Origin of the sequence: Nitrospirillum amazonense (assembly GCF_007828045.1) — a bacterium.
Classification (GTDB): Bacteria; Pseudomonadota; Alphaproteobacteria; order Azospirillales; family Azospirillaceae; genus Nitrospirillum; species Nitrospirillum amazonense_C.
In genome coordinates this window covers 260,696-280,821 of the sequence record NZ_VITN01000002.1, presented here as the reverse complement: position 1 = coordinate 280,821, position 20,126 = coordinate 260,696, and the positions used below count along the sequence as shown (strand labels likewise).

The window sequence follows — 20,126 nt, the reverse complement described above, 5'->3', positions numbered from 1 at the left end:
GTCATATAAGGGACTTACAATGCCGAACTGCCATTGTCCCGTCACGGGTGCGCCGCAACAGGCCACGCCCCCTGATACACGCGGCAAAACCTCCGGCCAAGCCCTGTTAGGATCTCATAGCCGATGGTGCCGGCATCCGCGGCCACGTCATCCAGCGGCCGATCGGGACCGATCAGCTCGGCGAAGGCGCCGGGAACCAGGGCGTCCTGGGGGACCCGCGTCGCATCCACGCTCAGCAGATCCATGGATATGCGACCCACCACGGGGGCGCGCACGCCGGCGATGGTGACATGGCCGGAGGACCCCAGGGCGCGGCAGTAGCCGTCGGCGTAGCCCACCGCGATGGTGGCCAGGCGCGCCGGCGCCGTGGCGCGATATGTCGCGCCATAGCCCACCGTGGCCCCGGCCGGCACGTCCCGCACCTGCAGGATGCGGCCCAGCAGGCGTAGCGCCGGCGCCATAGGGTTGGGCGCCTCCGGTGTCGGGTTCACGCCGTATAGCGCCGCCCCCGGCCGCACCAGATCGTGCAGCAGAGCCGGTTCCCGGAAGATGCCGGAGGAGGCGGCCAGGCTGGCCGGCGCCCGGGGCAGCCGGGCCAGGTGCGCCCGGAAGCGGGCGTCCTGCTCGGCGGCGAAGCCGTCGCCGGCCACGTCGGCGCTGGCCAGGTGGCTCATCCAGCCGGTCAGCGCAAGGCCGGCCAGCAGGCCAGGCTCGCCCGCCAAATACCGCGCGTCGCGGTCGTCCAGGCCCAGGCGGTTCATGCCCGTGTCGATATGGATGAAGGCGGGCAGGGCGCGGCCAAGAGCCACCGCCGTGGCCCGCCAGCGGGCGATGTCGTCCAGGCTGTTCAGGATGGGCGTCAGGCCCAGGGCCGCCATCTCCCGCTCCGTGCCTGCCGTGGGGCCGTGCAGGACCAGGACACGCGCGTCGGGAAAGGTGCCGGGGGACAACACCGCGCGCAAGGCCGCGGCCTCCTCCAGGTCGGCGACGAAAAAGCTGCGGCAGCCGGCTTTGGCCAGGGCCATGGCCACCGGCGCGGCACCCAGGCCATAGCCGTCGGCCTTGACCACGCCGGCGCATTCGACCGCGCGGCCGGTCCGCTGGGCATGGTCGCGCAAGACCCGCCAGTTGCCCGCGATGGCATCCAGGTCGATGGCCAGGACTGCACCGGCGCCGACCGGCACCTGGCTCGGGAAATCCACGGACGACACCCCCGGCTCCTCAGTAATCGTCGCCGGCGCCGGCCAGGGCATGGTGGGTGTCGAGGTCGGAGAAGCGGGTGAATTCGCCATGGAAGTGCAGGCGCACGGTGCCCACCGGGCCATGACGCTGCTTGGCGATGATGGCCTCGGCCGTGTCGTGCACCTCTTCCAGGCGCTGCTGCCAGCGCTGGTAGCGGTCGTTGAACTTGTCCTCCGCCTCCTCCGGGCGGCGCGACGGCTCGGCACGCTCCAGATAGTACTGCTCGCGGTAGACGAACATGACCACGTCGGCGTCCTGCTCGATGGAGCCCGACTCGCGCAGGTCCGACAGCTGCGGACGCTTGTCCTCGCGGTTTTCCACCTGGCGCGACAGCTGCGACAGCGCGATCACCGGCAAGTCCAGCTCCTTGGCGATGGCCTTCAGGCCGCGCGTGATCTCGGAGATTTCCTGCACGCGGTTGTCGGTTTTGTTGATTCCGCCGCCGCGCAGCAACTGCAGGTAGTCGACCACGATCATGCCCAGGCCATGGGTCCGCTTCAGGCGGCGGGCGCGCGTGCGCACGGCGGTGATGGACAGGGCCGGCGTGTCGTCCACGAAGAACGGCACCTTGGAGATGTAGTTGCTGGCTTCGATGAAGCGGGGGAAGTCGCTGCCGTGGATTTCGCCGCGGCGGATCTTGTCGCCGCTGACCTCGGCCTCATCGGCCAGGATACGGGTGGCCAGCTGTTCCGCCGACATTTCCAGCGAGAAGAAGCCGACCGGCGCGCCTTCCTTGCCGCTGCTCTTCATGTGCGCGCGGGCGGCGTTGAAGGCGATGTTGGTGGCCAGCGCCGTCTTACCCATGGAGGGGCGGCCGGCCAGGATGATGAGGTCCGAGGGGTGCAGGCCGCCCAGCTTGCCGTCCAGGTCGCGCAATCCGGTGGTGACGCCGGTGACGTGGCTGGACCGCTTGTAGGCCGCCTCCGCCATCTCGATCGCGGCCTTCAGCGACCGTTCGAAGGGGACGAAGCCGCCCTGGGCGTCGCCGGTGGCGGCCAGGTCGAACAGCTTCTTCTCCGCCTCCTCGATCTGGTCGCTGGCGCCCACGTCCAGGTCGTGCTTGTAGGCGGTGTTGACCATGTCCTCGCCCACGTCGATCAACTGCCGGCGCAGGTAGGCGTCATGGATGATGCGGCCGTAATCCTCGGCGTTCGTCACAGTGACTACGCCGGCGGCCAGGCGGGCCAGGTACTCCGTGCCGCCGATCTCCTTCAGGTCCGCGTCCTGCTCGAAATAGGCCTTCAGCGTCAGGGGGCTGGCGATCTGCCCGCGTTCCACCAGCTTGGCGATGGCGGCGAAGACGCGGCCGTTGGCGGGGTCGAAGAAGTGCTCCGGCCGCAGGAACTCGGCCACCTTCTCCAGCGCCTTGTTGTTGACCAGGGCGGCGCCCAGCAACGCCTGTTCCGCCTCCAGGTTATGGGGCGGCGTGCGATAGGGCAACGCACCGGTGGAAGCGGCCGGGTCGGTCAACTTGGTGTCCATGGGCATCAGTGTAGCAGCGGGGGAGGCATGGCATAGCCGGCCGCCGCGCGCACGGCAAGTGCAACATGCGGATGGATTTTGTCCACAGGGGGATAATCATGGGGATAAGGGTGGGGAAAGGGGGCGGGACCCCCGCCTTACATCCTGATTTTCCATTATTCGGCCACCATCGCCGGCGTATGGGCGCGCGGCGCCATGGCTTCCTCCGCCTTGTGGATATAATCCCGGGTGAGGGGCACGGCGGCCAGGGCGTTGGACAGCTGGATCTGGAAGACCATGTGCCCCTGGTAGCGGAAGGCGCACTCCGACCCCGCCAGGTAGAATTCCCACATCCGGACGAAGCGCTCGTCATACAGGGCCGCCGCTTCGTCGGCCCTGGCCAGGAAGCGGTGGCGCCAGGCGCGCAGGGTCTCGGCGTAATGCAGGCGCAGGATCTCGATATCGGTGGTGACGACGCGCGCCTTCTCCACCGCCGGCATGACCTCCGACAAGGCCGGGACATAGCCGCCGGGGAAGATGTACTTGCGGATCCAGGGGTTGGTGGCGCCGGGCCCGTCCAGCCGCCCGATGGCGTGGATGAGGGCCACCCCCTCGGGCGTCATCAGGTCGCGCACCGTCTCGAAATATTCCAGGTAGTGGGGCAGGCCCACATGCTCGAACATGCCCACCGAGACGATGCGGTCGAAATGGCCGGCGTAGCCTTGGCTCTTCAGGTGGCGATAGTCCACCAGCTCGAACCTTACCCGGTCGGTGACGCCTTCGTCGATGGCGCGCTGGCGGGCGACGGCCAACTGCTCCTCCGACAGGGTGATGCCCATTATGCTTGCACCCGGCGCCCGGCGGGCGATCTCCAGCGCCATCCCGCCCCAGCCGCAACCGATGTCCAGCACCTTCATGCCAGGCTCCAGCCGCAGCTTGGCGATGATGTGCCGCTTCTTCAGGCTCTGCGCCTCCTCCAGCGTCGTTTCCGGCGTGGGGAAGTAGGCGCAGGAATATTGGCGGTCGCTGTCCAGGAATAGGGAGTAGAGCTTGCCGGACAGGTCGTAGTGGTGGGCCACGTTGGCCTTGGACCGCTGTGCCGGGTTGAACTGCTGGGCGTATCGCGTCAGCGTCTCGATGGGGCCCATCAGGTGATCGGACCAGCCGATGTGCTGCCAGCCGCTGTTGCGGGTGACCAGGGCCAGCAGGTCGTAGATGCTGCCCTCCTCCATCACCAACGTGCCGTCCATATAGGCCTCGCCGGCGTACAGGCGCGGTGCCAGCGCCAGCTTCCAGTGCAGGCTGGGATCGGTCACGCGCACGGTGACGGGGCCGTAGCTGGCGGGGCCGCCATCGGCGATGCCGCCGGGGCTGACTCCGCCCGGCAGGGCATCGGGGTCGCGCCGGCCGAATTCATAGCGGCGGCCGTGGGCGTCGATCAGTGTCAGGTGGCCGGTCTTGATCAGTGACCGGAACAGGCTGGCCAAGAGCATGCCGAAGGCTCCCTCGTCTCAAATCACCTGCATATCAAAGACATGTAGGTAGTCTGCGAGCGGGCGGCCAGGGGGTCTATTAGCTCTAAGATTTACTCAAAAGGGCAGGGGCGCCTTTGCTTCGGCCCTACTTCCCGTGGGCTCCTATTTGCCGTGGGCCCCTATTTGCCGTGGGCGATGAAGGGACCGTTACGGAAGCCGGCCTTGCCGTAGCGGAACGGGTCGCCTTCGGGCGTGGTCATGCCGCCGCCGGCGGCCAGCAGCACGGCGTGGCCGGCGGCCGTGTCCCATTCGCAGGTCGGCCCGAAGCGGGGATAGAGGTCGGCCACGCCCTCGGCGATGCGGCAGAACTTGACGGAACTGCCGCAGGCCAGGGTTTCGGCCACCGAGTAGGCCTTGAGGTAGGCCGCCAGCGCCTCGTCATTGGCGTGGGAGCGGGAGGAGACGACCGTGACGCCGGCGCGCGGCTGCGGGCGGCAGGCGATGGTTTCCCGCTCCCCGCCCGCGCGTTGGCGCCATGCCAGGGGTTTGGGCGCCAGGGAGCCCGCGAACAGTTCGCCGCTGGCCGGGGCATAGACCACGCCCAACACGGGCTGGCCCTTGTCGACCAGGGCGATGTTCACCGTGAACTCGCCATTGCGCTTGATGAACTCCTTGGTGCCGTCCAGCGGATCGACCAGCCAGAAGGGTTGGCGGGCCGCCACGGCCGGAATCTCGCCCCGCTCCGCCGCCTCTTCCGATACCGCCGGGATGGCGGGCGTCAGGCGCGCCAGGCCGGGCAGGATGACCGCCTCGGCGGCGTGGTCGGCCAGGGTGACGGGGCTGCCGTCCGACTTGGCCGTGGCGCCGTGGTCGCCCTCATAAAAGGGAAGGGTGGCGTGGCCCGCTTCGACCGCCAGCGCCGCGATGTCATCCAGAAGGGCGACAAGGTCCATGCGGGCGAGGTCGGGGACGGTGGTCATGGGGCCAGGCCTATCTCTGTAGTTCGCGGGGGTGATCGGGGAGGGGAATAGTGCATCCGGGGCCCGCTCAGCAACAGTCCAAACCCGAACGCCCACGCGCGGCTCTCATGCGCGGGCCTGTCCAATTTTAAGCCGATTTTTAAGGACAAGGTCACGGGGGGCCGCGCCAACCGCGCCGTGAACCCGCGCGATTGGGTGGCGGCGGGCGATGGCGGCGGTGCTAGACTGGCACCCATGAGACCGATGCTTCCCCTCCTCATCGCCGTCCTCGCCTTGTCCATGGGCGCCCCCGCCGCGGCGGCGCCCCCGCCGCCCGTCGGGGGTGGGGGCGACGTCATCGAAGGGCATGCCCAGGCGACCGAGGGCGACACCCTGCTGGTCGATGGGGGGGAGATCAGGCTCTACGGCATCGACGCGCCCGACCCCGGCCAAACCTGCCAGAACCGGCGCGGCGCCACCTATGACTGTTTTGCCCAGGCGACCAAGGAACTGCAGGCCGTTGTCCAGGACAAGATCGTCCGCTGCACCACCAAGGAAAGCCCGCCCAAGCAGCGGCGCCTGGCCGTGTGCACGGTGGAGGGGCGGGACGTTGCCGGCATCATGGTGCGTGCCGGCTGGGCGCTGGCCTACACCGCCCTGACACCGGACTATTACAACACCCAGGTCCTGGCCATGAGCCATCGCGCCGGCATGTGGGGCGGGCGGGTCGAGCCGCCCTGGCTGTGGCGCGACCGGCAGGCGACGCTGGAGGCCGATGCCACCGGCAAACCCAGGAAAAAGCCCCCGGGTCAGCCGTGAGGCCGGCCTGAAGACACCGGCGGCCTGCAATCCGCCGGGATGCCACCTACATGATTGGGGGGCCCGATAGGGGGCCGGAGCCACAGTGCCGCGCAAAGACACCGGCGCACCCCTGCCGACGCCTGGAAAACACTTGACCGCGACCGTCGGGGCCATCACCTATGTCGCCGAAATTGCGCGTATCCTGCGGTCCACCCGTTTTTTCCTGAAAGGAAGTTATGTCGAAGGAGGATTTGATCGAGTTTTCCGGCACGGTGACCGAACTGCTGCCGAACGCGATGTTCCGCGTCAAGCTCGATAACGAACACGAAGTGCTGGCCCACACCTCCGGCAAGATGCGCAAGAATCGCATCCGCGTGCTGGCGGGTGACCGGGTCAACGTCGAAATGACGCCCTACGACCTGACCAAGGGCCGCATCACCTTCCGCTTCAAGTAAGCGGACGGTCGCCCATGGTGCGCGTGCAGGCGGACGGGACGGGGCGGATGCCACGACAGCTCCCGCCGCTGGTGCTGGCGTCCAGTTCCCCGCGACGTCGGGAACTGCTGGCCCAGATCGGGGTGACGCCGGCCGGCATCGACCCGGCCGACATCGACGAAAGCCCGCTGGTGGATGAACTGCCGGCCCATCACGCCCTGCGCCTGGCCAAGGCCAAGGCGGAGGTGGTGGCCGCCCGCAGCGCGGGGTCGGTTGTGCTGGCCGCCGACACGGTGGTGGGCTGCGGCCGCCGTATCCTGCCCAAGGCGGAAAGCGCCGACGACGTGCGCCGCTGCCTGGATCTGCTGTCCGGCCGCCGTCACCGCGTCTATGGCGGCCTGTGCGTCATCGACGCGGCGGGTAAGGTCCGCACCCGGCTGGTGCAGACCGCCGTGTTGTTCAAGAAACTGAGCCGCGCCGAGATCGACGCCTATCTCGCCTGTGGCGAGGGCGTGGGCAAGGCCGGGGGCTATGCCATCCAGGGACGCGCCGCCCTGTTCGCGCGCGGGCTGGTCGGTTCCCATAGCAATGTCGTGGGCCTGTCCCTGTTCGAGACGGCGGCCCTGCTGCGTGCCGCCAGCATCGATCCGCTCGTGGCCGCGTGACGGGCCGGCCCTGATGGCCCGCGAACTCCACATCGATGTCACATCGCCGGCGCAGGGGCCCGCCCTGCGCCGCGCCGCGGTGCTGGCCGATGGCGTGTTGTCGGACCTCTACATCGACCGGGTGGAGCGGCCCACCTTGGCCGGTGCCGTGATTCGCGGCCGCGTCACCCGCATCGTCGCCGGCATGAACGCCGCCTTCGTCGACATCGGTACTGGCCGCGACGGTCTGCTGCCCGCCGCCGACGTGCGCGTGCCCCAGGGCAGCGGCCCCCAGGGGGGTGGTAAAAGAGCCTCCAAGGATCGCCCGGCCGCGCGGCCCCCGGGCCCCATCGGTACGGCCTTGCGGGCCGGGCAGACCATCATCGTGCAGGTCAAGGCCGACCCCGTGGGCGCCAAGGGCGCGTTGCTGTCCATGGACGTGGCGCTGCCTGGCCGTTTCCTGGTGCACACGCCGCTGGCGGCCGGCATCCAGGTATCCAAGCGCCTGGGCCAGGGGGCCAGCGCGGCAGCCGAACGGGCGCGCCTCACCACCGTGGTGCGCGACGCGGTGCCCGTCAGCAGCCAGGGCTGGGCTGGCGGCTGGATCGTGCGCGCCGCCGCCGCCGGCGTGCCCGCCGACTGGCTGGCGCAGGAGGCGGAGGCCTTGGCGATGGACTGGCGCGGCGTGGCGCGGGCCGGCGACGGACCGCCGGTCACGCTGCTGGCCGCCCCCCACGCCGGCATCCGCGCCCTGATGGAACAGACGGGCCAGCCGGTGTCGGCCATCCTGGTGGATGACCGCGCCGCCGCCGGCCAGGACCTGTATGCGGAACTGCGCCGCTGGTGCGATGACCGCGCCGCCGACCTGCTGCCGTTGCTGAAACGCGTCCCCACCGGCCTGCCGCTGTTCGACGGCGGGGACCTCGACGGCGCCATCGCCACCCTGCTGCGTCCGCGCGTCCCCTTGCGGGGGGCCGCCGCCGGCAGCCTGGTCATCGAGCGGACCGAGGCGCTGACCGTCATCGACGTGAACGGGGGGGAGAAGGGCGACCCCCTGGCGGTCAACCTGGCGGCGGTGCCGGAAATCGCCCGCCAGCTCCGCCTGCGCAATGTGGGCGGCATCGTGGTGGTGGATTTCATCAACCTGTCGCGGCCGCCGGACCGCGAACGGCTGATCCTGGCCCTGACCGGGGCGGTGGCGGACGATCCCGGCAATACCCAGGTCTATGGCATGTCCCGCCTGGGCCTGGTGGAGATGACGCGCCAGCGCCGGGGACCGTCCCTGCTGGACCTGGTGGCGGCTGACGCGCCGGCCCCGGGTGTTTTGTCCGATGACGATGACGCCGTGATGTGAGTGGTGCTGCCATGACCGACCAACCGATTCCCCTGAAGCCCCGCAAGTCCCGCGCCGCTTGCCCCATCTGCGGCCGGCCACCGGCGCCCGAGGTGAAGCCCTTCTGCTCCCCCCGCTGCGCCGACATCGACCTGGGCCGCTGGCTGAACGAAAGCTACCGCGTGCCCGTGACCGAGGAGACGGACGAGGACGGCGAAACCGCCCCCGGGGCGGACCGCGACTAGGTGCTGGCACCCGCCATATCTGGGAATTCACGAGTGAAATCAGCCGCCTAAAAAAAATCTGAAAAAGATCGAAACAACAGGCTGGACAAGCCCGCCGGACTTGTCTACATACAGCCACCTCGACGCGCCGCGGACGCCAACGCCACGGCAACGGGTCACAAAAACCCGCGCGAGATCAGGGGCTTAGCGTCCGCTAATCTCCTCTGGATGCCCAGGTAGCTCAGTTGGTAGAGCAGGGGACTGAAAATCCCCGTGTCGGTGGTTCGATTCCGCCCCTGGGCACCATTTTCCCCCATCCAATCGTTTCCGCGAGCCGCCGATAATACGCCGCAGTACGATCTAAGCCTTTCTGATATATCGGGTATTTTGTGGAATATCGTGGCCCGGAGTGGCTGGGCGTATTCCTAGGATACCCGCGCCCTCAAAGCCGTCTGTTGGTATCTCGGTTGGTATCGATGAAGCCTGTTGGTATCCTATACCAACAGGAGGACCGGATCATGGCGTTGAGCGACATGAAGTGCCGGAATGCCCGGCCGACTGACAAATTGCAGAAGTTTTCGGATGGCGAGGGGCTACAGTTTTGGGTGCAGCCAACCGGTGCCCGCTTGTGGCGACTGGCCTATCGTTTTGGTGGCAAGCAGAAGCTTCTCGCTCTTGGCACCTACCCCCTCATTACCTTGGCGGCGGCGCGGGAAGCGCGCGACGCTGCGAAGAAGCTTTTGCTGGCCGGGATTGATCCGTCGGAAGACAAGAAGCAGCGGAAACTACTGCAATACGGCTCGGGCGACAGTTTCCGCGCCATTGCGGAGGAGTACGTTGCCAAGCTGAAACGAGAAGAGCGGGCCCCTGCGACGATCACCAAGATCGAATGGCTCCTCTCCTTCGCCTACCCGACCCTGGGAACACGATCGATTAAAGAGATTGACGCGCCGCCCGTCCTACGTGTGCTGAGGGAAGCGGAGATTCGCGGACGGTACGAAACGGCCCGCCGTCTGCGGTCCACTATCGGGAGCGTATTCCGCTATGCGATTGCTACAGCCCGTGCACAGAACGACCCCACCTTTGCTCTGAGGGGCGCACTCACCACGCCCATCATTACGCCGCGTGCTGCCATTACCGATCCGAAGGCATTTGGGGCCATGTTGCGCGCCATTGACGCATTTGATGGCCAGCTGGTTACGCGGGTGGCGCTGCAGTTGATGGCACTGTTGTTTCCTCGCCCCGGGGAATTGCGCGCCGCGGAGTGGTCGGAATTTGATTTTGACAAGGCTGTCTGGACCATTCCGCCTGGACGCATGAAGATGCGGCGCCCCCATCACAGCCCTCTTTCCAGGCAGGCGCTTGAGAGACTTCAGGGACTGCGTGACATTACGGGCCGAGGCACCCTGATCTTTCCGGGTGTCAGGACCCCTAAGCGGCCGATTTCCGATAACACCCTCAACGCGGCTTTACGTCGACTCGGCTATGGTAAGAACGAGGCGACAGCCCATGGCTTTCGGGCTACCGCGTCCAGCCTTCTGAATGAATGTGGGAAATGGCACCCTGACGCCATCGAGCGGCAGCTTGCCCATGTAGAAGCCAATGAGATTCGGCGGGCATATGCTCGCGGTGAGCACTGGCAGGATCGTGTGAAGATGATGCAATGGTGGGCGGATTACCTTGAGGAATTACGGGCCTCGCATCATTGACAGCGATTGATTGCTTGGCCGACTTAGACCGGTGGCGCATCCGAGCTGGTTGCAAGGCGCATTTTCACCAGGGCTTGGCCGTCGATGTCGATGGGTACGCGCCGGCTTGTGCTGATGGTATTGAAGGTGACATCGCTATCGGTAGAGGCAGCCATAACGGCATGGCCGGCGCCGATCACTTCTACTCATGCAAATCCATAAATGGGGAAAGGGGTCCCTTCGCCCCCTCTCCCCCGCGAGTGCCGAGCGCCGACCGGCAGGGCCGCGGCCGCGCAGGCCCGGCGTCATGGTCATGATCACGGGTGCCGCGACGGTCCCGCCCGTCCTGGCACCCCGGCCGGGCGCGCCGGCGCTCGCCCCCCTCTCCCCCCGCGCGGTCGCCCGCCTCCGGGAAGCACGCACGGGTGCTTCCCGGCGGGATTTTACCGATGGAGACGATCATGGGAGAGCTCTTGACCCTGCCTTTGTCCAAGCTCAGCGCGTCGGACGCCAACATGCGCAAGACCGCCCGCGATAGCGGGCTGGAGGAACTGGCGGCCAGCATCGCCGCCCACGGCCTGCTGCAAAACCTCACCGTCCGGCCTGTCCTCGACGGCCACGGGCGGGAGACGGGCCGCTATGAGGTGGTGGCCGGTGGGCGCCGGCTGGCGGCGCTCAAGCTCCTGGCCCAGCGCAAGCGCCTGCCCAAGGCGGCCCCCGTCCCCTGCGCCCTGCTGGGGACAGCCAACGCCCTGGAGGTCAGCCTGGCCGAGAACAGCTACGTTCCGCCCCACCCGGCTGACCAATTCGAGGCCTTCCATCACTTGCATGCCGCCGAGGGTTTGCCGGCCCTGGAGATCGCGGCCCGCTTCGGGGTAGCAGAGCGGACGGTGAAGCAGCGCCTCAAGCTGGGCGCCGTTTCCCCCCGGTTGATGGCGCAGTACCGCGAGGGGCTGATGACGCTGGAGCAGTTGACGGCCTTCGCCCTGACCGACGACCACGCCCGCCAGGAACAGGTTTGGGGCGACCTGACTTGGAACAAATCAGCCGACACCATCCGACGCCTGCTGACCCAGGCCCATGTCCCCGCCACCGACCGGCGCGTTCGTTTCGTCGGCATCGCCGCCTATGAGGCGGCGGGCGGCCCTGTGTTGCGCGATCTGTTCAGCGCTGATGACCAGGGCGTCTACCTGGAGGATGTGCCGTTGCTGGACCGGCTGGTGGCCGAGAAGCTGGAGGCCGACGCCGTTACCGTGCGCGCCGAGGGGTGGAAGTGGGTGGCCGTCCATCCGGAATTCGCCTATGGCCTGGCCGCCGGCCTACGCCGTGCCTATCCTGTGCCCGCACCGCTCGACGCCAACGAACAGGCCGCCCTGGACGCGCTGGAGCGGGATTATGAGGCGCTGTCCAACCGTCTGGAGGGCGATGCGTCCCCTGAGGCCGACACCGCCTTTCAGGACCTGGAGGCCCGTATCGCCGCGCTGCGTGACCGCGAGGCCTATGATCCCGATGACATCGCGCGGGGTGGCGCCTTTGTCTGCCTGGGGGCCGATGGCGCGCTTCGGGTGGAGCGCGGCTTTATTCGGCCGGAGGATGAGGCGCCGCCCGAGCCCATTCCGGAACCAATCTCGCTTCCGGTCGCGCAGGACGAGCCCGAGGTGATCAGTGCAGCCGCCGAGGAGGAAACGGATGGCTTAACGCCGCTGTCGGAGCGTCTGGTGGAGGAACTGACCACCCATCGCACCGCCGGGCTCCAGGCGGCGCTGATGGACCGGCCCGACGTCGCTTTGGCCGCAGTGGTGCATGCCTTGGCGCTGCCCCTATTCCATGGTGGCGGCTACCTGCCGCAAAGCTGCCTGCGGCTGGAGACGGCGCCCGTGGTCTTCATCAATCCGGTTGCGGACGGTTCCGCCGCCCGTGCCGTCGCCAGTCGCCATGACGACTGGGCCCGGCAATTGCCGTCCTCGCCGGATGAGCTTTGGGCCTGGGTGCTGGCGCAGGAAACCGCCGTCCTGGCCCGACTGCTGGCGTTCTGCGTGGCTACCCTGGTCCATGGCGTGCAGGCGCCCTGGAGCCATGACCCGCGCCGCCTGGCGCATGCCGATGCCCTGGCCACCGTCCTGGACCTGGACATGACCCGGCATTGGTCCGCCACGGTCGACAGCTATCTGGGACGGGTCACTAAGGCCCGTATCGTGGAAGCGGTGGGCGAGGGCGTATCGGCGCGCGACGCTGAGGCGATCAGCGGCTTGAAGAAGGGGGAGATGGCGGAGCAGGCTGAACGCCTGCTGGCCGGCAAGCCCTGGCTGCCCGCCCTGTTGCGCACGGTACGGCGTGAGCCGGCGCCGGCGTTGGATCAGGCGGCGGAGTAACGAGGTGTCGGGAAGGCGGGGCCGGGATGACCGGCCCCGCCGGCCTTACGCCGCTTTCTTGGCGGCGCGCTTCCTCTTGACCGGTTCCGCAGTCGGGGCGGCCACCGTGTCGCGCTGGGCACGGGTGCCCAAGCCATTGGCCTTGGCCAAACCCGACCGGCGCTCGGCGTAATTGGGCGCCACCATGGGATAATCCGAGGGCAGGCCCCACTTGGCGCGATACTCGTCCGGCGTCAGGTTGTAGGCCGTGCGCAAGTGGCGCTTCAGCATCTTCAGCTTCTTGCCGTCTTCCAGGCAGACGATGTAGTCGGGCGTCACCGAGCGGCGCACCGGAACGGCGGGCGTCAACGGCTCCGGCGTGGCAGCCACCGCCGGCGGGTTTTCCAGGGTCGCCAGCTTGTCGTAGGTGGCCTTCAGCAGGGACGGCAGGTCCGCCACATCCACGCGGTTGTGGGAGACATAGGCGGCCACGATAGTGGTGGCCAGGTTCAGGGTCGAGTCGGACATTTGTATTCCATCGCCATTCGGGTTCGGCACGAGCAGAGGCACCATGCTGAAGTAAGTCCATGATCCTGCAAATCAAGGCGCAGGAATAGCCCCTATATAATTAAATGATATCCATACTCGGTATTCACGGGATCGGAGCCAGGCACGCGCCGGAAATGAGCGTTTCTGCGATGAAAATAAAATGGATTTTCTCAGTGCAGCCGATGATGCCGTGCCTGCTCCCCTCCGCGCCAAGGAGTGGAATTCGAACGCTCCGCTTTTGGCGCCAGCATGAAGAAACCCATCACGGAAATCGGCTTTTCCTGCCGGATATAAAGAACTGGCAGAGCCAACAGGCCCAAGACCTCTTGCCGGCTGGGGATTTCATCATAGGTGGCGACCGCCATCTTGCCGGCGTGATAGGCGGGGGCGCCGGGCAGGCTGGCGCTGATGTCAAAGCGGCTGGCCAGCAGGTTGCCGGCGCTCCAGCCGACATCATGCCAGCGGGGTGGGGTGACGTGCAGGTCCGCCACCACCAGAAAATCGCGATAGGGGGCTTGGACGCGCTCTCGCACGGTTGACCAAGCGGGATAGCCGTCGTCCACGCGCGCCCGCATCCAGGAGACCAGCAGGTTGAAATGCCCGGCGTGGCGGATTCCCCGCACCTGGGGGGCCTGGGCTGTCGCCATGGCGAAAACCATTGGATCGGTATAGGCGGATAATGGCATGGTCCGCGCCCCCTCGCTCAGCAATAAGGGCTAAAATAGCCCTTATTGCCCGGGCCGTCACTGGCTTTGCTTTGATCGGAGCCATGATCTCGCTCCGTCAAATCCGGGCCGCCCGCGCACTTCTCGGCTGGTCGCAACAGATGCTGGCTGACAAGGCGCTGCTATCCGTCAAAGCCGTGGCCCGGCTGGAACGCAACGAGGTGACCAGTCATGCCGCCACGGTTGAAGCCTTGGAGCGGACGTTGACCCAAGCCGGCATCATCTTCATCCCTGCTGGCCACGGCTTGGGCGAGGGCGTGCAACTGACGTCCGATCTGTTGCCGGTCAGGGCAGAGGAAACACCCTGACCGCTCCGGCCCGGTCCACCTCGAACAACTGCCCGGCGGCGGGTTCCCCGGCCTGAAGGCGGGCCTCCACCGCTTCCGCGAGGATGACAGTCAGCGCCACCTGCTGCTGGCGGCCCACGGCGTCCAGCAGAATGGCAAGCCCCGGATGGCCAGGGCTGGCCCGGCCCAGGCGGCGGAAGTCGTCGGCGTTGCTGGTAACCACGATGTGCTGGCGCTCCAGGGCCCAGGTCAGCACCGTGTCGTCCGGCTGGCCGCTCAAGCCCACCTCGTTCACATGGGCGGCGTCATATCCCAGGGTGTCCCGCAGATGGCGGGCCACCTGGGGCGACAGGTTCTCATCGATCAGGAAGCGCGGGGCCACAGCTTGCCGCTCGGTCGGCCCCGCAAGGGGTTGGCCTTGGCATACAGGGCCGCCACCTCCAGCGTATCGCGGTCCAGGGCGGGATAGTCTTCCAGGATGCTGTCGGCATCGTCCCCGGCCTCCAACCGGCCCAAAATGGATTGGGCGGTGATGCGGGTCCCCTTGATCACCGGGGCGCCGCCCAGGATGGCGGGGTCCTTGACGATGACGTCCGCCGCCCGGTCATACAGCGCCAGGCGCCGGCGTGTGCCTTCCAAGGCCTTGGCGGTGTCGATGCGGACGACCTCGCCCAGCACCACGTCGCGCCGCTGCGGGTCTTCCCGCAACAGGTTGTAGACCGTCGCCGGGGACAGGCGCACCTCCGCCGGCAGGGCCTCCAGCAGGGCGAAGGCCAGCAGCGCCGTCTCATTGAGCCGCCGCCGGCCGGTCTTGCCCAAGGCGCGGGCGGGGATGGCCTGGCGGGTGATCGCCCGCTGGATGGCGGCCAGCGGCGCGCCGGTGATGGCGGCGGTCTCTTGGGGGCTGTAGCTGGGCAGCGGCATAATTCGTGTCCTCGTGGGCATCAATTTAGGCCTTGCGCCCGCAAGCGGCAAGGGACTTAGCCGAAGAGGGTAGGGAGACGGGGCAGCAGTGCCATCGTGGCACCTTGGCAAAGGTGGCGGAGGCCGCCAGCGTCTCCGGGAACACGGTGCCAGGGGCGCCCGTCACGGCCTCTCGTCAGGTGACCCTGGCCGAAGGGGACGCTCCGTCCCGCAACGGCTGGCGCGGCGTTTTATTCCCCGGCGCCGCTGGACGGCGCCTCCTCGCGCACCAATAAAACGCCGCGCCAGCCGTCCTTCGCTGTCGCTGCGGCCGCCAGGGCGGTGCGGGCGCTTCCCCCTCGGCCGGTCGGATCACCATCGAGGCCGCGACGGGCGGCCCCGGACCATCCCAGGAGACGACATCATGGCGACCATCGGCACCTTCACCAAGGACGAGAACGGCAACTACACGGGCTCCGTCCGCACCCTTTCTGTCAACGCCAAGGCCCGCATCACCGCCGAAGCCGACAAGGCCAAGGACAACGCCCCCGACTTCCGCGTCTACGCGGGCTCCGCCGAGATCGGCGCCGCCTGGAAGAAGACCGCCCAGGACACGGGCCGCCCCTACCTCTCCCTCAAGCTGGACGATCCCAGCTTCGCCCAGCCCATCTACGCCAGCCTGGTGGAGATGGACGACGGCAAGGGCTACAGCCTTATCTGGTCCCGCCGCAACGGCAACTGACCGCTGATCCCACCAGCGGCGCCCCGTCCACCCCGGCGGGGCGCCTTTTCTTTTCCGCAAAGCCGCTTCGGCGCAAATCCAGGTTTCAGCAAATCCGGAGGGCAGGGTTTGCGGAGAGCCGGAACTCCGGCTCGATCCGTTCAGCCCCGCGCCGCCACGGCGGTCGCGGGGCCGTTGGTGGGAGGGCGGGCCCTGGGCCCTCCCTCCCCGCGAATGCCGCCTGGCGCCCGGCAGGGCCGCGGTGCCCTGGGCGGGCCGAGGCCCACCCGTTCCCCGCAAACCCGGCCGGGCCATGCCGCATTCGCCCCCACCCACCCGCGCGGTCACCCGCCTCCGGGAAGCAGCAGCCGCTGCTTCCCCTCGTCATCTTACCTGCAAGGAGACAGATCATGAGCCTGGTGACCCAAACCCTCGATGCCGATCCGGTAGCCGCCCCCTTCAAGGTGGACGTGACGCGCGGCCGGCGGGTTGGCCGCGTTTCATCGGAATGGTTCTCGCGCCCGGCGGACGAGCGCTATCTCAGCTTGGCCGACCTCTATGACGCAGTGCGCGACCGTGCCGACCGCTCACGCACCCGCACGGTGGAGAGCCGGCATATCCTGGTGGAGGCCCACCGCGACGACCCGGACAGCCTGGCCTTGCACCTGCCAGGGGAAGGGGCGGCCGTGGCGCCGACGCACTGGAGTTTTGGCCAACTGGCCGGCCTTGTGGGCGCTCCCGCCGGCTATTTGCGGCAACTGCCGGCCCCCCTGGCCGGCATCAACCTGCAATATGGCCTGACCCATCATCGGGCCGAACAGGTCAAGACCCTGGAAACGGAGGACGGCCGGCTTGAACTGCGGGCGGTGACCGGGCCGGATTATGGCCGCATCCACGACCATGAACTGGTGGCCGCCGTGCGCGCCATCGCCGGCAACGGCACGGGCGACACCCGGTGGAAGGTGCCGGGGACGCTGGACTGGTCCACCATGACCCACAACCCCCACATCGACATCAGCGCGGAGACCACCACGCTGTACGCCAGCGACCGCGACGTCTTCCTGTTCTTGGTGGACGATACCCATCCCATCGAGGCCGGGCGTTTGGCCGATGGAGCGCCTGATCTGTATTTCCGGGGCTTCTATTGCTGGAATTCGGAGGTGGGCAGCAAGACGCTGGGCATCGCCTCTTTCTTCCTGCGGGGCGTCTGCCAGAACCGCAATCTCTGGGGCGTGGAGGGCTTGGAGGAGATCACCATCCGCCACAGCAAGTACGCCGCCGGCCGCTTCGCCCACCAGGCGGCCCCGGCACTGGAGCGCTTCGCCGCCAGCAGCCCCGCCGGCTTCATTGCCGGCATCAAGGCCGCCCGCGACACCATCGTCGCCATCAAGGATGAGGAGCGCACGGACTTCCTCAGCCGCCGCGCCGGCCTGGGCCGCCAGGATGCCGCCCGCGTCATCGAAACTGTCTTGCGGGAGGAGGGCAAGCCGCCGGAAAGCGTGTTCGACTTCATCCAAGGTATTACCGCCGTGGCCCGCGCCAAGGGCCACCAGGACGCCCGCCTAGACCTGGAGCAGAAGGCCAAGCGCTTGATGGACCGGGTGGCCGCGTAGGGGGAGAACAGGGGGCCGGTGTAATGCCGGCCCCAACCCTCAAAAGCCTGGATCCGTCGGGCTGGCGCAAAATTTTCGCGCCGGCGGGGCCGGCGCGGGATCAAGGCCCGGGGTCACCCACGCTTTCGTCAAAAAATTCGACAGGCCGAACCTGCAAGGCCTCACAAACCGCCCACAGCGTGGTCAAGGTGACGTTCTGCTGACCGCGTTCCATCAGGCTGACATGGGCCCGGTCCACGCCCATGCGCGCCGCCACGGCCTCCTGACTGAGGCCGGCGCGATCTCGCAGGCGGCGCAGGTTCGCCCCAAAGAGCCGTCGGATGTCCATCCCCAGGATGGAGCAGGATCGCGTATTCTAATGCGACGTACTATAATGCGCGGGCATGGCATCTGGATTTGTTCGTCCCCCGAACGCCCCTTCGCCGGGCGGGGGCGCCCATGGCATACTTCCAGCGGAGAAGCAGGACCACCTGTCCCATCAGCAAGGGGCCCCAATCCGTGACCCGATCCCCCGTCAACCCAGGGCCGGTGGCCGACCTGGCGCCGAGCGACACCACGATCACCGACTACGACCGTAAGCATTTTGCGACTTACCTGATGCTGCTGGACGCGGTGCGGGATGGCAGGGCCGTCGACGACATCATCCGGGAAGTCTTGCAAATCAATCCCCAAGGGGACCGGGCCAAAGCCCTGCGCGCTTACGACAGCCACCTGGCTCGGGCCCGCTGGATGGCCGAGCATGGACACGAGCAACTGCAAAAAAGCGCGCGGGACCGCCGGGTGGAGTAAATCCGTGGAGCCGTTTTTACGGATCCACGGCTCTACGCCTTTCGGGGCAGGGGGAGCCCCTTCAGATCAAACGCGTCCCAATTCGACCCCGTGGGACCTACGCCCGTCGACCTAGACACGACGCTTCGTGCTGGGCATTGTTTGTTGGGGAAGGTGCCTTCACTGATCCGCGCTAACGATGCACGGAGAGGGCCATGCGCCCGTTTAAGCGAGAACGCCTCGACGCCGACTACCGCTATATCGAGGGCCTGGACGATGACGGGCTCGCCTGGGAATTCCTGCGCCGTTCGGCTGCCTACCAGGCGGACCACAAGGCTGAAAGGGCGGAGCCCGCGACCGTGATCCCGTTTGACCGCGGCGCCCGCTGGGGGCTGCGAAGTCCTGGCCGACCCCGCCCTGACAGCCCGGGAAGCGTTCGTGTTCTGGCGCGCCGACGTTCTGGTTCGTCTGGTGCGGTTGACCCCGGCCCCCCTGGCCGCCGGGTGCTTGATCCACTTTGACCCGGATCGATGGGGCGGACGCCAGGCTGCCTTGCTGACCCCCGATGGCTATCAGTTGATCGTCTCGCCCCGCCCGGGGCTGGCGCACCACCTGCTGCTGCCAGGCCCCGCCCCGCCTGCCGTCCGCGCGCCCTTGGCGGCGCAGCCTCTGTTCGACGCCTGGCATCCCCAGCGATTGGCCTCAACGCTGGCATTCTGGCGCTATGCCCAGAACCCGCGCGTCACCCGGGCACCGCCTATGCGGGCTCCCAGGCCGACCGGCCGCACGCTGGAATCCACCTTCATGCTCTGGGCGCTGGACCTGGCCGCCGCCGGGGCATCCGGCCGGGAGGTGGCGGCGGCATTGTGGGGAGCGGTGCCCGTGGATTGGTCCGACAGTCCGATGAGGGCCCAGGTGCGGAGATTGCTGGCGACGGGAGGCCGCTTGGCCAATGGCGGCTATCGTGCCCTATTAAGGCGCTGACGGGATGGGAATGGGCCGCGACTTCCGTCACGGCATCTGTACCGCGTAGAACAGGCAAATACTGAGCACAGTGAGTGCCATCGTCAGCCGCAGAAAAATAGTCAGGAACGGCCGGCGATAGCCGAAGGATTTTCCGGGCATGTCGGCATGCAGTAGAAGGCCCCACGCGCCTATCGAGGCAATGACCATCCCGAGAGTGGCGTAATCATATCGCTTGTCGCCTTGCGCGAAGAAGCCCAGGAACACTCCAGCTAATATCCACCAGCGGCCATAGCGGGCAACCCAGCTGCGGAAAGCCAAGACGCTCATCGCAACATCCGTCGATTATATTCCGCGAGGTAACGAGGCCACAGCCGTCCCGCCCGTGCGGCCGCCCAGGAGTTGCCTGGCATGAGGCGGCTGGTGACGCCGCCTGCCAAACTGCTGACCGCCGCTCGCGCAGCGGTTGTTCCGAAAGCGGCTCCACCGAAAGCCGCTGCGCCTGCAACCTCCGGGATGAAAGCTGTAGCGGCCATACCTACGGCCACACCAAAGAAGAAAGAAGCGACGTCCTGGCCCAAGGCGGTATAGAAGTTGGGCGGTTTGTAAATGCCCTGGACGTCGCCGATTTTGCCGCTGAATTCCTTGGTGGCGTAGTAATCGAATTCCCGGTCGGTGAGGGAGAACGGGTATTCGTCCGGATTCTCCGACACCTGGAACTTGGTCATGATCATCCAGGAATAGAACGGCCCCCAGCCGGGGGTGTGCCGCAAGGTGTCCAGTTCCTTCTCGAACGCGAAACGGAAATTGTCGCTCATGCGGATGAGGCAGAGGCCCGCCACCAGCGCGCGGGCCTTCTGCGGATCGGGCGTCTGGTTGAGCATGGCAAAGTCACAGCAGGCCTCGCTCAAAAGCAAGGCCATGGCATCGTCCCGGAGCCAGCGGTGGCTCACGGTCAGGGTTTCCGCCATCTTCGCGCTCCTCG

At 67.4% G+C, this 20,126-nt stretch carries 24 protein-coding genes and 1 tRNA gene; 14 read left to right on the top strand and 11 right to left on the bottom strand.

What is annotated here, in order from left to right:
- Positions 1–41: 41 nt before the first annotated feature.
- From alr to cysQ, 4 genes are all read right to left on the bottom strand, one after another.
- Positions 42–1,202, bottom strand: coding sequence for an alanine racemase (gene alr, locus FBZ89_RS03740; RefSeq protein ID WP_246172021.1), 1,161 nt, complete (start codon positions 1,200–1,202; stop codon positions 42–44).
- Positions 1,203–1,221: 19 nt separating this feature from the next.
- Positions 1,222–2,724, bottom strand: coding sequence for a replicative DNA helicase (locus FBZ89_RS03735; protein WP_186457179.1), 1,503 nt, complete (start codon positions 2,722–2,724; stop codon positions 1,222–1,224).
- A gap of 155 nt (positions 2,725–2,879) precedes the next feature.
- Complete coding sequence (locus FBZ89_RS03730) at positions 2,880–4,196, bottom strand: SAM-dependent methyltransferase (RefSeq protein ID WP_145748687.1); 1,317 nt, start codon at positions 4,194–4,196, stop codon at positions 2,880–2,882.
- Positions 4,197–4,357: 161 nt separating this feature from the next.
- A complete protein-coding gene (cysQ, locus tag FBZ89_RS03725) occupies positions 4,358–5,158 on the bottom strand; it encodes a 3'(2'),5'-bisphosphate nucleotidase CysQ (RefSeq protein ID WP_145748686.1) in 801 nt (266 codons plus the stop codon).
- Between the two features lie 234 nt (positions 5,159–5,392).
- Here cysQ and FBZ89_RS03720 point away from each other — a divergent pair, with 234 nt between their 5' ends.
- The 8 genes from FBZ89_RS03720 (at position 5,393) to FBZ89_RS03685 (ending at position 12,633) form a co-directional block, all read left to right on the top strand.
- Positions 5,393–5,956, top strand: a complete 564-nt coding sequence (locus FBZ89_RS03720) for a thermonuclease family protein (protein ID WP_145748685.1) — start codon at positions 5,393–5,395, stop codon at positions 5,954–5,956.
- A gap of 218 nt (positions 5,957–6,174) precedes the next feature.
- The gene (gene infA, locus FBZ89_RS03715; RefSeq protein WP_044559220.1) at positions 6,175–6,393 is read left to right on the top strand and encodes a translation initiation factor IF-1; all 219 of its coding nucleotides are present in this window, start codon (positions 6,175–6,177) and stop codon (positions 6,391–6,393) included.
- Positions 6,394–6,440: 47 nt separating this feature from the next.
- The gene (locus FBZ89_RS03710) at positions 6,441–7,037 is read left to right on the top strand and encodes a Maf family protein (protein ID WP_145748684.1); all 597 of its coding nucleotides are present in this window, start codon (positions 6,441–6,443) and stop codon (positions 7,035–7,037) included.
- A gap of 13 nt (positions 7,038–7,050) precedes the next feature.
- Positions 7,051–8,370, top strand: a complete 1,320-nt coding sequence (locus FBZ89_RS03705) for a ribonuclease E/G (RefSeq protein ID WP_145748683.1) — start codon at positions 7,051–7,053, stop codon at positions 8,368–8,370.
- A gap of 11 nt (positions 8,371–8,381) precedes the next feature.
- Positions 8,382–8,594: a DNA gyrase inhibitor YacG gene (locus tag FBZ89_RS03700; RefSeq protein ID WP_145748682.1), complete on the top strand. Its 213-nt coding sequence runs from the start codon at positions 8,382–8,384 to the stop codon at positions 8,592–8,594.
- Positions 8,595–8,803: 209 nt separating this feature from the next.
- A tRNA-Phe gene (locus tag FBZ89_RS03695) sits at positions 8,804–8,879 on the top strand.
- 212 nt (positions 8,880–9,091) lie between these two features.
- Positions 9,092–10,282: a tyrosine-type recombinase/integrase gene (locus FBZ89_RS03690; protein WP_145748681.1), complete on the top strand. Its 1,191-nt coding sequence runs from the start codon at positions 9,092–9,094 to the stop codon at positions 10,280–10,282.
- A gap of 440 nt (positions 10,283–10,722) precedes the next feature.
- The gene (locus FBZ89_RS03685) at positions 10,723–12,633 is read left to right on the top strand and encodes a ParB/RepB/Spo0J family partition protein (protein ID WP_186457178.1); all 1,911 of its coding nucleotides are present in this window, start codon (positions 10,723–10,725) and stop codon (positions 12,631–12,633) included.
- Between the two features lie 45 nt (positions 12,634–12,678).
- On the opposite strand, the gene FBZ89_RS03680 is transcribed toward FBZ89_RS03685, so the two are convergent.
- Complete coding sequence (locus FBZ89_RS03680; RefSeq protein WP_186457177.1) at positions 12,679–13,140, bottom strand: Ros/MucR family transcriptional regulator; 462 nt, start codon at positions 13,138–13,140, stop codon at positions 12,679–12,681.
- A gap of 191 nt (positions 13,141–13,331) precedes the next feature.
- Positions 13,332–13,808, bottom strand: a complete 477-nt coding sequence (locus FBZ89_RS03675; RefSeq protein ID WP_145748679.1) for a hypothetical protein — start codon at positions 13,806–13,808, stop codon at positions 13,332–13,334.
- Positions 13,809–13,930: 122 nt separating this feature from the next.
- Here FBZ89_RS03675 and FBZ89_RS03670 point away from each other — a divergent pair, with 122 nt between their 5' ends.
- Positions 13,931–14,194, top strand: a complete 264-nt coding sequence (locus tag FBZ89_RS03670; RefSeq protein ID WP_145748678.1) for a helix-turn-helix domain-containing protein — start codon at positions 13,931–13,933, stop codon at positions 14,192–14,194.
- On the opposite strand, the gene FBZ89_RS03665 is transcribed toward FBZ89_RS03670, so the two are convergent.
- Positions 14,172–14,555 (bottom strand): DUF5615 family PIN-like protein, encoded by a 384-nt coding sequence (locus tag FBZ89_RS03665; protein WP_186457176.1) that lies wholly within the window; start codon positions 14,553–14,555, stop codon positions 14,172–14,174. The genes FBZ89_RS03670 and FBZ89_RS03665 overlap by 23 nt on opposite strands.
- A complete protein-coding gene (locus FBZ89_RS03660; RefSeq protein WP_145748676.1) occupies positions 14,537–15,097 on the bottom strand; it encodes a DUF433 domain-containing protein in 561 nt (186 codons plus the stop codon). Before FBZ89_RS03660 ends, FBZ89_RS03665 begins: the two co-directional genes overlap by 19 nt.
- A 403-nt stretch (positions 15,098–15,500) precedes the next feature.
- Here FBZ89_RS03660 and FBZ89_RS03655 point away from each other — a divergent pair, with 403 nt between their 5' ends.
- Positions 15,501–15,818 (top strand): DUF736 domain-containing protein, encoded by a 318-nt coding sequence (locus FBZ89_RS03655; protein WP_040849696.1) that lies wholly within the window; start codon positions 15,501–15,503, stop codon positions 15,816–15,818.
- Positions 15,819–16,207: 389 nt separating this feature from the next.
- Positions 16,208–17,410 (top strand): DUF932 domain-containing protein, encoded by a 1,203-nt coding sequence (locus FBZ89_RS03650; RefSeq protein WP_145748675.1) that lies wholly within the window; start codon positions 16,208–16,210, stop codon positions 17,408–17,410.
- A gap of 100 nt (positions 17,411–17,510) precedes the next feature.
- Here FBZ89_RS03650 and FBZ89_RS03645 read toward each other — a convergent pair whose 3' ends face one another.
- Positions 17,511–17,738 (bottom strand): helix-turn-helix domain-containing protein, encoded by a 228-nt coding sequence (locus FBZ89_RS03645; protein ID WP_145748674.1) that lies wholly within the window; start codon positions 17,736–17,738, stop codon positions 17,511–17,513.
- 170 nt (positions 17,739–17,908) lie between these two features.
- Between FBZ89_RS03645 and FBZ89_RS03640 the strand changes: the two genes are divergently transcribed.
- The 3 genes from FBZ89_RS03640 to FBZ89_RS03635 all read left to right on the top strand — a co-directional run bounded on the left by FBZ89_RS03640 (position 17,909) and on the right by FBZ89_RS03635 (position 19,162).
- Entirely contained in the window at positions 17,909–18,199 is a 291-nt protein-coding gene (locus FBZ89_RS03640) for a hypothetical protein (RefSeq protein WP_145748673.1), read from the top strand.
- A gap of 194 nt (positions 18,200–18,393) precedes the next feature.
- Complete coding sequence (locus FBZ89_RS32020) at positions 18,394–18,699, top strand: transcriptional regulator domain-containing protein (RefSeq protein ID WP_425465950.1); 306 nt, start codon at positions 18,394–18,396, stop codon at positions 18,697–18,699.
- A gap of 31 nt (positions 18,700–18,730) precedes the next feature.
- On the top strand, positions 18,731–19,162 hold the full coding sequence (locus FBZ89_RS03635; RefSeq protein ID WP_186457175.1) for a DUF2285 domain-containing protein: 432 nt from the start codon (positions 18,731–18,733) through the stop codon (positions 19,160–19,162).
- Positions 19,163–19,189: 27 nt separating this feature from the next.
- Here the strand turns inward: FBZ89_RS03635 and FBZ89_RS03630 are convergent, their stop codons facing one another.
- Both FBZ89_RS03630 and FBZ89_RS03625 read right to left on the bottom strand, forming a co-directional pair.
- Positions 19,190–19,471, bottom strand: coding sequence for a hypothetical protein (locus tag FBZ89_RS03630; RefSeq protein WP_145748671.1), 282 nt, complete (start codon positions 19,469–19,471; stop codon positions 19,190–19,192).
- Positions 19,468–20,112, bottom strand: a complete 645-nt coding sequence (locus tag FBZ89_RS03625) for a hypothetical protein (protein WP_145748670.1) — start codon at positions 20,110–20,112, stop codon at positions 19,468–19,470. The genes FBZ89_RS03630 and FBZ89_RS03625 overlap by 4 nt, the downstream gene beginning before the upstream one ends.
- Positions 20,113–20,126: the final 14 nt, after the last annotated feature.